This is a genomic window from Streptomyces sp. NPDC057253 (genome assembly GCF_042669125.1).
GTDB lineage: Bacteria > Actinomycetota > Actinomycetes > Streptomycetales > Streptomycetaceae > Streptomyces.
In genome coordinates this window covers 32,195-45,906 of the sequence record NZ_JBHUXV010000050.1, presented here as the reverse complement: position 1 = coordinate 45,906, position 13,712 = coordinate 32,195, and the positions used below count along the sequence as shown (strand labels likewise).

Annotated in this window: 13 protein-coding genes; 9 read left to right on the top strand and 4 right to left on the bottom strand. The window is 72.9% G+C overall.

From position 1 onward, the window contains the following. Positions 1-8 precede the first annotated feature (8 nt). Positions 9-1,526: a 3-hydroxyacyl-CoA dehydrogenase gene (locus ACFULQ_RS25980; RefSeq protein WP_383547761.1), complete on the top strand. Its 1,518-nt coding sequence runs from the start codon at positions 9-11 to the stop codon at positions 1,524-1,526. Continuing rightward, a complete protein-coding gene (locus ACFULQ_RS25975; protein WP_383547758.1) occupies positions 1,523-2,113 on the top strand; it encodes a TetR/AcrR family transcriptional regulator in 591 nt (196 codons plus the stop codon). Before ACFULQ_RS25980 ends, ACFULQ_RS25975 begins: the two co-directional genes overlap by 4 nt. Positions 2,114-2,115: 2 nt before the next feature. Here ACFULQ_RS25975 and ACFULQ_RS25970 read toward each other — a convergent pair whose 3' ends face one another. Next, positions 2,116-2,601, bottom strand: a complete 486-nt coding sequence (locus ACFULQ_RS25970; protein WP_383547806.1) for an Lrp/AsnC family transcriptional regulator — start codon at positions 2,599-2,601, stop codon at positions 2,116-2,118. Between the two features lie 190 nt (positions 2,602-2,791). On the opposite strand from ACFULQ_RS25970, the gene pdhA reads away from it, so the two are divergent. From pdhA to ACFULQ_RS25940, 6 genes are all read left to right on the top strand, one after another. Continuing rightward, a complete protein-coding gene (pdhA, locus tag ACFULQ_RS25965; protein ID WP_383547755.1) occupies positions 2,792-3,937 on the top strand; it encodes a pyruvate dehydrogenase (acetyl-transferring) E1 component subunit alpha in 1,146 nt (381 codons plus the stop codon). Then, the gene (locus ACFULQ_RS25960; protein ID WP_383547752.1) at positions 3,934-4,938 is read left to right on the top strand and encodes an alpha-ketoacid dehydrogenase subunit beta; all 1,005 of its coding nucleotides are present in this window, start codon (positions 3,934-3,936) and stop codon (positions 4,936-4,938) included. The genes pdhA and ACFULQ_RS25960 overlap by 4 nt, the downstream gene beginning before the upstream one ends. Further along, the gene (locus tag ACFULQ_RS25955; RefSeq protein WP_383547749.1) at positions 4,938-6,272 is read left to right on the top strand and encodes a dihydrolipoamide acetyltransferase family protein; all 1,335 of its coding nucleotides are present in this window, start codon (positions 4,938-4,940) and stop codon (positions 6,270-6,272) included. Before ACFULQ_RS25960 ends, ACFULQ_RS25955 begins: the two co-directional genes overlap by 1 nt. A 107-nt stretch (positions 6,273-6,379) precedes the next feature. Continuing rightward, positions 6,380-7,324: an NTP transferase domain-containing protein gene (locus ACFULQ_RS25950; protein ID WP_383547746.1), complete on the top strand. Its 945-nt coding sequence runs from the start codon at positions 6,380-6,382 to the stop codon at positions 7,322-7,324. Next, positions 7,321-8,766, top strand: a complete 1,446-nt coding sequence (locus tag ACFULQ_RS25945; RefSeq protein ID WP_383547744.1) for a molybdopterin molybdotransferase MoeA — start codon at positions 7,321-7,323, stop codon at positions 8,764-8,766. The genes ACFULQ_RS25950 and ACFULQ_RS25945 overlap by 4 nt, the downstream gene beginning before the upstream one ends. Further along, positions 8,763-9,869, top strand: coding sequence for a potassium channel family protein (locus ACFULQ_RS25940; RefSeq protein ID WP_383547741.1), 1,107 nt, complete (start codon positions 8,763-8,765; stop codon positions 9,867-9,869). Before ACFULQ_RS25945 ends, ACFULQ_RS25940 begins: the two co-directional genes overlap by 4 nt. Positions 9,870-9,896: 27 nt before the next feature. Here ACFULQ_RS25940 and ACFULQ_RS25935 read toward each other — a convergent pair whose 3' ends face one another. Together ACFULQ_RS25935 and ACFULQ_RS25930 are read right to left on the bottom strand one after the other, a co-directional pair. After that, entirely contained in the window at positions 9,897-10,745 is an 849-nt protein-coding gene (locus ACFULQ_RS25935; RefSeq protein ID WP_383547739.1) for an ABC transporter permease, read from the bottom strand. After that, a complete protein-coding gene (locus ACFULQ_RS25930; RefSeq protein WP_383547736.1) occupies positions 10,742-11,737 on the bottom strand; it encodes an ATP-binding cassette domain-containing protein in 996 nt (331 codons plus the stop codon). The genes ACFULQ_RS25935 and ACFULQ_RS25930 overlap by 4 nt, the downstream gene beginning before the upstream one ends. 171 nt (positions 11,738-11,908) lie before the next feature. On the opposite strand from ACFULQ_RS25930, the gene ACFULQ_RS25925 reads away from it, so the two are divergent. Then, complete coding sequence (locus ACFULQ_RS25925) at positions 11,909-12,889, top strand: NAD(P)H-quinone oxidoreductase (RefSeq protein WP_383547733.1); 981 nt, start codon at positions 11,909-11,911, stop codon at positions 12,887-12,889. On the opposite strand, the gene ACFULQ_RS25920 is transcribed toward ACFULQ_RS25925, so the two are convergent. Continuing rightward, on the bottom strand, positions 12,886-13,686 hold the full coding sequence (locus tag ACFULQ_RS25920; protein WP_383547730.1) for a hypothetical protein: 801 nt from the start codon (positions 13,684-13,686) through the stop codon (positions 12,886-12,888). The two genes, ACFULQ_RS25925 and ACFULQ_RS25920, sit on opposite strands and share 4 nt — an antisense overlap. Between the last annotated feature and the right edge of the window lie 26 nt (positions 13,687-13,712).

Here is a 13,712-nt window from a genome sequence, read left to right as displayed (position 1 = left end):
TCGCGCACATGACAGCACTCGACCTCAGCAGCCCCGTGGCCGTCGTCGGCACCGGCACCATGGGCCAGGGCATCGCCCAGGTCGCGCTGGTCGCCGGCCATCCCGTGCGGCTCTACGACGCCCTTCCCGGCCGAGCCCGGGAGGCGGCCGACGCGATCGGTGCCCGCCTGGACCGGCTCGTCGCGAAGGACCGGCTCACCGCCGCCGACCGGGACACCGCGCGCACCCGCCTGATGGCCGCGGAGCAGCTCGCCGACCTCGCGGACTGCACCCTGGTCGTCGAGGCCGTCCTGGAGCGGCTGGAGGTCAAGCAGGAGCTGTTCCGGCAGCTCGAGGACATCGTCGACGAGGACTGTCTGCTCGCCACCAACACCTCCTCCCTGTCGGTGACCGCCATCGCCGGCGCCCTGCGCAACCCGGGCCGGTTCGTGGGCCTGCACTTCTTCAACCCCGCTCCGCTGCTGCCGCTGGTCGAGGTCGTCTCCGGGTTCGCCACCGACGTCTCCTCGGCCACGCGCGCGTACGAGACGGCCCGCGCGTGGGGCAAGACACCGGTCGCCTGCGCCGACACCCCCGGTTTCATCGTCAACCGCATCGCGCGGCCCTTCTACGCCGAGGCCTTCGCGGTCCACGAGGCCCAGGGCGCCGAGCCCGCCACCATCGACGCCGTGCTGCGCGAGTGCGGCGGCTTCAAGATGGGCGCCTTCGAGCTGACCGACCTGATCGGGCAGGACGTCAACGAATCGGTCACGCACTCGGTGTGGCGGGCCTTCTTCCAGGACGTGCGCTTCACGCCCTCCCTCGCCCAGCAGCGCCTGGTCGAGTCGGGCCGGCTCGGCCGCAAGAGCGGACAGGGCTGGTACGACTACACGGAGGGCGCCGAGCGCGACGAGCCGCACACCGCGGAGCCGGCCCCGGCCCCCGCCCATGTCGTCGTCGAGGGCGACCTGGGCCCCGCGTCCGAACTGCTCGCGCTGATCCGCGAGGCGGGCATCCCGGTCCGCGAGGACGAGGAGGACCACGGCACCCGGCTGGTCCTGCCGAGCGGCGGACAGCTCGCGCTCGCCGACGGGCAGACCTCGGTGGAGTTCCGGGACGTCGTCTACTTCGACCTCGCCCTGGACTACCGCAGGGCCACCCGCATCGCCCTGTCCGCCTCCCAGGACACCGCGCAGCAGACCCTGTCCGAGGCCGTGGGGCTCTTCCAGGCGCTCGGCAAGGACGTCAGCGTCATCGGTGACGTGCCCGGCATGATCGTCGCCCGTACGGTCGCCCGGATCGTCGACCTCGCGCACGACGCGGTCGCCAAGGGCGTGGCCACCGAGGAGGACATCGACACCGCGATGCGGCTCGGGGTGAACTACCCGCTCGGCCCCTTCGAGTGGAGCCGCCGGCTCGGCCGCAACTGGGCCTACAGCCTCCTCGACGACCTGCACCTGCGCGACCCCTCCGGGCGGTACGCTCCCTCGCTCGCGCTGTACCGGCACGCCTACGCCTCCGACAAGCGGGAGGGCAGCACCTCATGACGACCGCCAAGCGGGACACGTACACCCCCGAGACGCTGCTGTCCGTCGCCGTCCAGGTCTTCATCGAGCGCGGCTACGACGGCACCTCCATGGAGCACCTCTCCAAGGCCGCCGGCATCTCCAAGTCGTCGATCTACCACCATGTGACCGGCAAGGAGGAGCTCCTGCGCCGGGCCGTCAGCCGGGCCCTGGACGGCCTGTTCGGCATCCTCGACGAGGAGCACGCGCGCGTGGGGCGGGCCTTGGACCGCCTGGAGTACGTGGTGCGGCGCATGGTCGAGGTGCTGATCGCCGAACTGCCCTACGTCACCCTGCTGCTGCGGGTGCGGGGCAACACCGGCACCGAGCGCTGGGCGCTGGAGCGCCGCCGAGACTTCGACCACCGGGTCGCCGAACTGCTGAAGGCGGCGGCCGCGGACGGCGACGTACGCGGTGACGTGGAGGTGCGCCTGGCGACCCGCCTGGTCTTCGGGATGATCAACTCGATCGTGGAGTGGTACCGCCCCGACGGCCGCGGCATGAACGAGCGCGAGGTGTCGGACGCCGTGGCCCAGTTGATCTTCGGAGGCCTGCGGAAGGCCTCCTGACCTCAGCCCTGCGGCTCCAGGTCCTCCTCCTCGAAGACCAGCAGGGTGCGGGTGCTCAGCACCTCGGGGATGGCCTGGAGGCGGGTGAGGACCAGTTCGCGCAGGGACCTGTTGTCCGGGGTGTGGACGAGCAGCAGGACGTCGAAGTCGCCGCCGACCAGCGCGATGTGCGAGGCCCCCGGCAGCTGTCTGAGCTGTTCGCGGACCGTGCGCCAGGAGTTCTGGACGATCTTCAGGGTGATGTAGGCCGAGGTGCCCTGGCCCGCGCGCTCGTGGTTGACGCGGGCGCCGAAGCCGCGGATGACGCCGTCCTCGACGAGGCGGTTGATGCGGGCGTAGGCGTTGGCGCGCGAGACATGGACCCGTTCGGCGACGGACCGTATCGACGCGCGGCCGTCCGCCTGGAGCATCTGGAGGATGTCCTGATCGATGGCGTCGAGCGGACGAGGGGGCGCGAGGGGGACCCCGCCCTCCGGGTCTTCGGCCATTTGTTCAGGTGCCATGTCCCCCCGCCTCCCTGCCATGGACGTACTGCGTCCATCTCAGGCTGTGGAGAACCGTTTGTCCACAGCCTAAGGGGGCCTGTAGCCAAAATGTGCCGACGACCGAACAATCGGTAGGTGAGGCGCCTCACATCCGTGGTGCGTCCGAAGCCGTCTCCCACGAGGAGGTGCCGTCATGACGGTCATGGAGCAGCGGGGCGCGTACCGGCCATCCCCGCCGCCCGCCTGGCAGCCCCGCACGGACCCCGCGCCCCTGCTGCCCGACGCGGAACCCCGTCGCGTCCTCGGCACCGACGCGGCCGCCGAGGCCGACCCGGCCCTGCTGCGCCGCCTGCACGCCGAGCTGGTCCGCGGCCGCCGCTACAACGCGCAGGCCACCGCCCTCACCAAGCAGGGCAGGCTCGCCGTCTACCCCTCCAGCACCGGCCAGGAGGCCTGCGAGGTCGCCGCCGCGCTCGCCCTGGAGGACCGCGACTGGCTCTTCCCCAGCTACCGCGACACCCTCGCCGCCGTCGCCAGGGGCCTCGACCCCGTCCAGGCGCTGACCCTGCTGCGCGGCGACTGGCACACCGGCTACGACCCGCACGAGCACCGCGTGGCCCCCCTGTGCACCCCCCTCGCCACCCAGCTCCCGCACGCCGTGGGCCTCGCCCACGCGGCCCGCCTCAAGGGCGACGACGTGGTCGCCCTCGCCATGGTCGGTGACGGCGGCACCAGCGAGGGCGACTTCCACGAGGCGCTGAACTTCGCCGCCGTCTGGCAGGCCCCGGTGGTCTTCCTGGTCCAGAACAACGGCTTCGCGATCTCCGTCCCGCTCGCCAAGCAGACCGCGGCCCCGTCGCTGGCCCACAAGGCCGTCGGCTACGGCATGCCCGGCCGGCTGGTGGACGGCAACGACGCGGTCGCCGTGCACGAGGTCCTCACCGCCGCCGTACGCCACGCCCGCGCGGGCGGCGGCCCCACCCTGGTCGAGGCGATCACCTACCGCGTGGACGCCCACACCAACGCCGACGACGCGACCCGCTACCGCGGCGACGCCGAGGTCGAGACCTGGCGCGGACACGACCCGATCGCCCTCCTGGAGCACGAACTGACCGAGCGCGGACTGATCGACGAGGCGGGCCTGGAAGCCGTACGCCAGGACGCCGAGGCCTTCGCCGCGGCGCTGCGCGACGGCATGAACCAGGACCCGGTCCTCGACCCCATGGACCTGTTCGCGCACGTCTACGCCGAGCCGACCCCGCAACTGCGCGAGCAGCAGGCCCAGTTGCGCGCCGAGCTGGACGCCGAGCACGACTCCCACGGGGGTGCGCACCGATGACCACCGTCGCCCTCAAGCCGGCCACCATGGCGCAGGCCTTCACGCGCGCGCTGCGCGACGCGATGGCCGCCGACCCCACCGTGCACGTCATGGGCGAGGACGTCGGCACCCTCGGCGGTGTCTTCCGGGTCACCGACGGGCTCGCCAAGGAGTTCGGCGAGGACCGCTGCACCGACACCCCGCTCGCCGAGGCCGGCATCCTCGGCACCGCGGTCGGCATGGCGATGTACGGGCTGCGCCCGGTCGTGGAGATGCAGTTCGACGCCTTCGCCTACCCGGCGTTCGAGCAGCTCATCAGCCATGTGGCGAGGATGCGCAACCGCACCCGCGGGGCGATGCCGCTCCCGATCACCATCCGGGTCCCCTACGGCGGCGGGATCGGCGGCGTCGAGCACCACAGCGACTCCTCCGAGGCGTACTACATGGCCACCCCCGGCCTCCATGTCGTCACTCCGGCGACCGTCGCCGACGCCTACGGCCTGCTGCGTGCGGCCATCGCCTCCGACGATCCGGTCGTGGTCCTGGAGCCCAAGCGGCTGTACTGGTCGAAGGACTCCTGGAACCCGGAGGACCCGCAGACCGTTGAACCGATAGGCCGCGCGGTGGTGCGGCGCCCCGGCCGGAGCGCCACACTCATCACGTACGGGCCGTCCGTGCCCGTGTGCCTCGAAGCCGCCGAGGCCGCGCGGGAGGAGGGGTGGGACCTCGAAGTGGTCGACCTGCGCTCCCTGGTGCCGTTCGACGACGAGACGGTCGCGGCCTCCGTACGGCGGACCGGGCGGGCGGTCGTCGTGCACGAGTCGGGCGGGTTCGGCGGACCGGGCGGGGAGATCGCGGCCAGGGTGACGGAGCGCTGCTTCCACCACCTGGAGGCGCCGGTGCTGCGGGTGGCCGGGTTCGACATCCCCTACCCGCCGCCGATGCTGGAGCGTCACCACCTGCCCGGCGTGGACCGGATCCTGGACGCGGTGGGGCGTCTGCAATGGGAGGCGGAGAACTGATGGCGCAGGTGCTGGAGTTCAGGCTGCCGGACCTCGGCGAGGGCCTGACCGGGGCGGAGATCGTCCGCTGGCTGGTCGAGGTCGGCGACGTCGTCGCGGTGGACCAGCCGGTCGTCGAGGTCGAGACGGCCAAGGCGATGGTCGACGTCCCCTGCCCCTACGCCGGCGTCGTCACCGCCCGCTACGGCGAGGAGGGCAGCGAGCTCCCCGTGGGGGCGCCACTGATCACGGTGGCCGTGGGAGCGCCGGCCCCCGGCGCTTCGAGCCCGGCTCCGGAGAGCGGCGGCTCGCAGACCAACGGCTCGGGCAACGTCCTGGTCGGATACGGCACTTCGGAGGCGCCCGCGCGCCGGCGGCGGGTGCGGCGGGAGCAGCAGGTCCTCGTGCCGGTGGACGGCCGGTCGGCGCCACCCGAACCTCCCGAGGTGGTCGAGGGTCCCGTCCCCGTGATCTCGCCGCTCGTCCGCCGCCTCGCCCGCGAGAACGGCCTCGACCTCAGAGAGCTCACCGGCTCCGGCCCCGACGGACTGATCCTGCGGGCCGACGTCGAGTACGCCCTGCGTGCCGCCGCCGGACCCGCGCGCACCGCGCCCGAACCGGCCGCCGGCGTGGCACCGGCTCCCGCGGTTCCCGCGGCATCCGCCGGAGGGACCCGGGTCCCCCTCAAGGGCGTCCGGGGCGCCGTCGCCGACAAGCTCTCCCGCAGCCGGACCGAGATCCCCGACGCCACCTGCTGGGTGGACGCCGACGCGACGGAACTCATGCGGGCCCGCACCGCGATGAACGCCGCCGGGGGACCGAAGATCTCCCTGCTCGCGCTGCTCGCCCGGATCTGCACCGCCGCCCTCGCCCGGTTCCCCGAGCTCAACTCCACCGTGGACACCGCGGCCAGGGAGATCGTGCGGCTGGACGCCGTGCACCTCGGGTTCGCCGCGCAGACCGAGCGCGGACTGGTCGTGCCGGTCGTGAAGGACGCGCACACACGGGACGCCGAGTCGCTGTCCGCGGAGTTCGCCCGGCTCACCGAGGCCGCCCGCACCGGCGCCCTCACCCCGGCGGAACTCACCGGCGGCACCTTCACGCTGAACAACTACGGCGTGTTCGGCGTCGACGGATCCACGCCGATCATCAACCACCCCGAGGCGGCCATGCTCGGCGTCGGCCGTATCGTCCCCAAGCCCTGGGTGCACGAGGGCGAGCTGGCGGTGCGCCAGGTCGTCCAGCTCTCGCTCACCTTCGACCACCGGGTCTGCGACGGCGGCACCGCGGGCGGCTTCCTGCGGTTCGTGGCGGACTGCGTCGAACAGCCCGCGGTCCTGCTGCGCACCCTGTGAGCGCGGGCCTCTCGCACACCCGGTGAGCGCGGCCCGGCGGCCGTACACGAGGATCACGGCGCCGCCCGATCGTTCCCTGTGATCGCGGCGGCCCGCATACTCGGGGGGTGACCGCGTACGAGCCCCCGGACGCCCAGGACACCCAGGGCCCACCGGGCACCCCCGGGACCGAAGCCGCCTACGACGTGGTCGTGCTCGCCGGAGGCGCCGCCCGGCGGCTCGGCGGCGCCGACAAGCCCGGTGTGCGGGTGGGCGGGCGCGCCCTGCTCGACCGTGTCCTCGCCGCCTGCGCCGACGCCCGCACCACCGTCGTCGTGGCCGACCCCCGCCCCTCGGCCAGGGAGATCACCTGGGTCCGCGAGGACCCGCCGGGCGGCGGCCCGCTGGCTGCCCTGGACGCCGGTCTGCGGCACACCACGGCACGGCACGTCCTGGTGCTCTCCGCCGACCTGCCCTTCCTCCAGGAGGGCACCGTACGGGTGCTGTTGACCGTCCTGCGCACCGGCGGCGCCGACGGAGTGCTGCTCACCGACGCCGACGGCCGCGACCAGCCGCTGGTGGCCGCGTATCGCGCGCCCTCGCTGCGCGTGGAACTCGCCGCGCTCACCAAGGAGCACGGCACCCTCGCCGGCCTCCCCCTGCGCCGACTGACCGGCGCGCTCGACCTCACCCGCGTCCCCGACCCCGTCGCGTCCTTCGACTGCGACACCTGGGACGACATCGCCACCGCCAGGGCACGCATCAGGGAGCATGGGCACGTGTTGGATGAATGGATTTCCGCAGTCAAGGACGAGCTGGGCATCGACCTCGACGTCGACACCGGCGTACTGCTCGACCTCGCCCGGGACGCCGCGCACGGCGTGGCCAGGCCGGCGGCCCCGCTGACCACCTTCCTCGTCGGCTACGCGGCCGCCCGCGCGGGCGGTGACCCGGAGGCGGTCGCCGAGGCCTCCCGCAAGGCCGCCGCCCTGGCCCTGCGCTGGGCCGACGAGGCCGAGGACCCCGGCACCCAGCCCGGCGCCGGCCCCGACGCCCGCCCGGACGCCGGATGACCGCCCGGTCCCTGCGCACCGGCGGGAGCGCCGGGCAGGCCGAAGACGCCGACGAGCTCGACGTCGAGGAGGCGCTGGCCCTCGTGAGGGACGACCACGACCGCACCCCGGGCGACCACGTGCCCGCGCCGGGCGGCGCATCCGCCGGGCACGGGCCGCGGCACACACCAGGACACGGCGCGCCCGGACCCGAGCAGCGGCCGCCGACCGCGCACCGCCCCGACGCCCACCACAAGGCCACCCCCTGGCCCGAGGCCCGCGCGACCGCCGCCCGGGCCGCCCGCGCCCTCACCCGCACCGCCCGCCGCGCACCCGTGTCCGTACGGCTCGACGACGCCCTCGGCCTCACCCTGGCCGCCCCCCTCGACGCCCTCACGGACCTCCCCTCCTTCGACACCTCGGCCATGGACGGCTGGGCGGTCTCAGGACCCGGCCCCTGGGCCGTACGGGACGAGGGCGTGCTGGCCGGGCACGCCGAGCCGGAGCCCCTGGCCGACGGCGAGGCGGCCCGGATCGCGACCGGCGCCCGCGTCCCCCCGGACACCACGGCCATCCTGCGCAGCGAGCACGGACACCTGGACGAGAAGGGCCGGCTGCACGCCACCCGCGAGGTGGCGCACGGCCAGGACATCCGCCCGCGCGGCCAGGAGTGCCGCAGCGGCGACCAGCTCCTGCCGCCCGGCGCCCTCGTCACCCCGGCCGTCCTGGGCCTGGCCGCGGCCGCCGGGTACGACACCCTGACCGCCATCCCCCGCCCCCGTGTCGACGTCCTCGTCCTCGGCGACGAGTTGCTCACCGAGGGCACCCCCCGGGGCGGCCTGATCCGGGACGCCCTCGGCCCGATGCTCCCGCCCTGGCTGCGCGCGCTCGGCGCCGAGGTCACCGCCGTACGGCGGCTCGGTGACTCCGCCGAGGCGCTGCACAAGGCCGTCACCGGGTCCCAGGCCGACGTGATCATCACGACCGGCGGCACCGCGGCCGGACCCGTCGACCATGTCCACCCCACCCTGGAGCGGATCGGCGCCGAGCTCCTGGTCGACGGGGTGAAGGTGCGCCCCGGCCATCCCATGCTGCTGGCCCGCACCAAGGAGAACCAGCACCTCGTCGGGCTGCCCGGCAACCCCCTGGCGGCCGTCTCCGGCCTGCTCACGCTCGCCGAGCCGCTGCTGCGCACCCTGGCCGCCCGCCCGGCCCCGGAGCCGTACACCCTGCCCCTGCGGGACGAGGCGCACGGCCACCCGTACGACACCCGGCTCATCCCGGTCGTCCTGCGCGGCGACAGCGCGGTCCCGCTGCACTACAACGGCCCGGCCATGCTGCGGGGCATCGCGGCCGCCGACGCCCTGGCCGTCGTACCGCCCGGGGGCGCCCGGCCGGGGCAGGAGGCCGAACTGCTCGATCTGCCCTGGGCGTCCGCCGGAATCGGGGTGTGTTTCACGTGAAACTGCCGGGCCATGACGCGATCGCCCGCCAGGCGGACGAGCATCTCGTGACCCACAAGGTGAAACTGCCGCGCAAGGTGGTGGAGCATCCGTTCCGGCAGGTCGCCAAGCGGGTGCTGATGGCCTTGCTGGTCCTGGCGGCGACCGCCCTGATCGTCTACGCCGACCACGACGGCTACAACGACAACTCCGACCAGTCCGTCGACTTCCTCGACGCCTGGTACTACGCGACCGTCACCCTCTCCACCACCGGATACGGCGACATCACCCCGGTCAGCGACACCGCCCGGCTCACCAACATCTTCGTCATCACGCCCCTGCGTGTGCTGTTCCTGATCATCCTGGTCGGCACGACGCTGGAAGTTCTCACCGAACGCACCCGGGAGGAATGGCGACTCAACCGCTGGAGGTCCACCTTGCGCGACCACACCGTCGTGATCGGCTTCGGAACCAAGGGCCGCTCCGCGATCCAGACCGTCTGTGCGACGGGTCTGAAGAAGGAACAGGTCGTGGTGGTCGACCCCAGCGGCAAGGCGATAGAGGCCGCGACCGCGGAGGGCTATGCCGGTGTCGTCGGGGACGCGACGCGCAGCGAGGTGCTCAAGCGGGCGGAGGTGCACAAGGCCCGGAAGATCATCATCGCGACCCAGCGGGACGACACGGCGGTGCTGGTGACGCTGACGGCCCGGCAGCTCAACAAGGCCGCGAAGATCGTGGCCGCGGTGCGCGAGGAGGAGAACGCGCCGCTGCTCAAGCAGTCGGGCGCGGACGCGGTCATCACCAGTGCCAGCGCGGCCGGCCGCCTTCTCGGTCTGTCGGTGCTCAGTCCCGCGGCCGGCATGGTGATGGAGGACCTGATCCAGCAGGGCAGCGGGCTCGACATCGTCGAACGGCCCGTCATAAAGGCCGAGGTGGGCCGGAGTCCGCGGGAGACGGACGACCTGGTGGTGAGCGTGCTGCGCGGGCACCGGGTGCTCGGCTACGACGATCCGTCCATCGGGACGCTGGAGCTGACGGACCGGCTGATCACGATCGTGCGGGCGACGCCGGGGGCCCAGGTGGCACCCGACGCGCGCCCGCTCCCGCCCATGCCGTCCGGCTGACCACCGGCAGTCGGGCCTTCGAGCTGATCACTTGCGGTTGTAGAGCCGCATGGTGACCGGCCCGAAGACCGCGATGAACAGTCCCGCCCACCCCAGCGACCAGGCGATCTCGTCGGCGGGCCAGTCGCCCGCCATCAGGCCGCGCACCGCCGAGGACAGATGGGTGATCGGGCTGTTGTTGACGAAGGCCTGGAGCCAGCCCGGCATGGTCCTCGGGTCGACGAAGACGTTGGACAGGAAGGTCAGCGGGAAGATCACCATCATGCTGACGCCCATCACCGACTTCTCGGTGCGCAGCAGCAGCCCGAACATCGTCCAGATCCACGAGAACGCGAACGAGAAGACGACCAGGAGCGCGATCCCGGCGAGCACTCCGCCGACGCCGCCGTCCGGGCGGTAGCCGATGGCCAGGCCGACGACGAGCATCACGACGGACGCGATGGTGTAGCGCAGGGCGTCGCCGAGGAGATAGCCGACCATCGTCGACGGCCGCCAGATGGGCAGCGAGCGGAACCGGTCGAAGACACCCTTCTCGATGTCGGTGTTGACCGAGACTCCGGTGTACATCGTGATCATCACGACCGACATGACGAGGATGCCGGGCAGCAGGAACTGGATGTACTCCTTCGGGGACCCGGCCAGGGCACCCCCGAACAGGTACGTGTACATCAGCACCATCATGATCGGGAACGCGGTGACGTCGAAGAGCTGCTCCGGCACGTGCTTGATCTTGAGGATGGCCCGCCAGCCGAAGGTCAGCGAGGCCGACAGCGCGCTCGGGCGCGGCGGCCGGTCCCCGGCGACCAGCAGCGCGGCCAGCGACTCTGCGCTGACGGGGGCGAGGTCCTTCGCCTCTGTCTGGGTCACGGTGCTCATGCCGCCATCTCCTCGGCGTCGTCGTCGGTGGGGTGTCCGGTGAGGGCGAGGAACACCTCGTCCAGGCTGGGCTGGCCCAGCGAGAAGTTGTCGACGGTGATGCCGGTGCGGGCCAGTTCCGCGAGGGCCCGGGAGGCCTGCTCGGCCGCCGTGTCACCGGCCGCCGAGCCGAGCCGGGCCGTCAGCGCGACCGAGTCCGGTTCCAGCTGCACCCGGGCGTCCAGGGACCGTCGTAGGATCTCCGCCGCCTCGGGTCGCCGCTCGCCGTCGCGCAGTCGCAGATGGACGGTTCCGGCGCCCACGGAGGCCTTCAGCTCGCCCTTGGTGCCCTCGGCGATCACCTTGCCGTGGTCGATGACGGCGATCCGGGAGGCCAGCTGGTCGGCCTCGTCCAGGTACTGCGTGGTCAGCAGCACGGTGGTGCCCTGGGCGACGACCGCGCGCACGATGTCCCAGACCTGGTTGCGCGAGCGCGGGTCGAGCCCGGTGGTCGGTTCGTCGAGGAAGAGCAGCTCGGGGGTGTTGAGGATGGACGCGGCGATGTCGATCCGGCGCCGCATGCCGCCCGAGTAGTGCTTGACCTGCTTTCCGGCGGCCTCTGTCAGTCCGAAGGCCTCCAGGAGCTGACCGGCACGCACGCGTGCGGCCTTCTTGTGGTGGCCGAGGAGACGGCCGAGCAGGATCAGGTTCTCCAGGCCGGTGAGGTCCTCGTCGACGGAGGCGTACTGGCCGGTGAGGCTGACCCGGCCGCGGACCTCGTCGGCCTCGCGGACCACGTCGTGGCCGAAGACATGGGCCTCGCCGCCGTCCGGTCGCAGCAGGGTGGCGAGCATCTTCACGGTGGTGGTCTTGCCGGCGCCGTTCGGGCCGAGGACGCCGTAGACCGTGCCGGCCGGCACCGCCAGGTCGACTCCGTCGACGGCCCTGGTCTCACCGAACGTCTTCACGAGGCCCGCGGTCTCGATCGCCAGGGGTGACGTGTGCTGGCTCATGGGCGGGGTTCCTTCCGCGTGCTTGGGCTACGCATGGGGAGACCTTTACCGTCGCGCGAACTCATCGGTGACGCACGAGATTTTCCGGCAGACCGGTCCAAGGACGGATCCGGGAGCCCGTCCCGGGGCGGAGAGGTCTCCGACCGGGGACCGAGGGGTAGCGTCGGGCCCATGTATGCGATCACGATTCCCGAACCCGGTGGGCCCGAGGCGCTGGTCTGGAGCGAGGTGCCGGATCCCGTGGTCGGCGAGGGCGAGGTGCTGGTCGAGGTGGTGGCCAGTGCCGTCAACCGCGCCGACATCCTGCAACGCCAGGGCTTCTACAACCCCCCGCCCGGCGCCTCCCCCTACCCCGGCCTGGAATGCTCCGGACGGATCGCCGAGATCGGCCCCGGGGTCTCCGGCTGGGCCGTCGGCGACGAGGTGTGCGCGCTGCTCGCGGGCGGCGGTTACGCCGAGAAGGTCGCCGTGCCGGCCGGTCAGCTGCTGCCGGTGCCCAAGGGCGTCGACCTGAAGCAGGCGGCCGCGCTGCCCGAGGTGGTCTGCACGGTCTGGTCGAACGTGTTCATGATCGCCCACCTGCGCCCCGGCGAGACGCTCCTCGTGCACGGCGGCTCCAGCGGCATCGGCACGATGGCGATCCAGCTCGCGAAGGCCGTGGGTGCCAAGGTCGCGCTGACCGCGGGCACGCGGGCGAAGCTGGACCGCTGTGCCGAGCTCGGCGCGGACATCCTGATCAACTACCGCGAGCAGGACTTCGTCGAGGAGATCAAGAAGGCGACCGACGGGGCCGGGGCCGACGTCATCCTCGACAACATGGGTGCGAAGTACCTCGACCGCAACGTCAATGCCCTCGCCGTCAACGGACGGCTCGCGATCATCGGCATGCAGGGCGGCATCAAGGGCGAGCTCAACATCGCCGCGCTGCTGAACAAGCGGGCCGCGATCAGCGCGACCTCGCTGCGGGCGCGGCCGGCGGCCGAGAAGACGGCGATCGTGGCGGCCGTACGGGAGCATGTGTGGCCGCTGCTGGAGGCCGGGCACATCCGTCCCGTCGTCGACCGGGAGCTGCCCATGAGCGACGCGGCCGCCGCGCACCGGGTCGTCGAGGAGAGCGGGCACATCGGGAAGGTCCTGCTGGTCAGGCCCTAACCGCGGCGCAGCCGCAGGGCGAACAGAGCGAGCCACAGCCCCAGACCGATCAGCACCAGGCCGGTGCCGAGCGGCAGGATGAACACCTTGGCCGCGGTCCGCGCAGCCCCCTGCGGCGCGGACGCGGCGGCGGTCTCGTGCGGCGGCTCCGATACGGCGGCGAGGTCACCGTCATCGGTGTCCGTACCGGTGTCGGTGTCGGTCCCGGTGTCGGTGCTGTCTGTATTGGTGGAGCCGTCGTCCTCCGCCGTCGGTTCCTCCAGCCGCCCCGGCCGCTCCCGACCCTCACCCGCGCGGCTGCCGGCGCGGGAGGGGGTGGCGGCGGAGGGAGAGGGAGCGGTGGAGGGCGAGGCGGAGGCACGCCGGGGACCATGGGCCGCCTCGGAGTCCGAGGGGCGGCCGGGGCTCGTGGGGGTGTGCCGCGGCCCGTTGTCCGGGGGCGGGTCGGACGCCGAGGGTGAAGGGGAACCGAGGTGAGGGCCGCCGTGGGGATGCGCGGAGCCGGTGGTGGGGTGGTCGGCCGGCGGGGGTGGTGGGCTCGTGGGGGTGAGGGGCAGCGCGTGCGCAGCGAGAAGGCCCCACGACGGTTTCGACGGGGAGGCGCTCAGGGCCCGCGTCGGCGGCTGAGCCGGTCCGGCCGGTCCGGGTGCGAGCCCATAGGTGCTCGCCGAGCGGAGCGGCCGGGGCTCGGTGTCGTACGGCTGGATCGTGCTCGTGGGCCACTCTCCGGGCGGCAGGACGGCCGTGCTCGATCCCACCACGAGGGCCAGTACCGTCGCGTGCAGCCAGGGAGTCACGGAACAAGACTGGCATTTCGGGAACC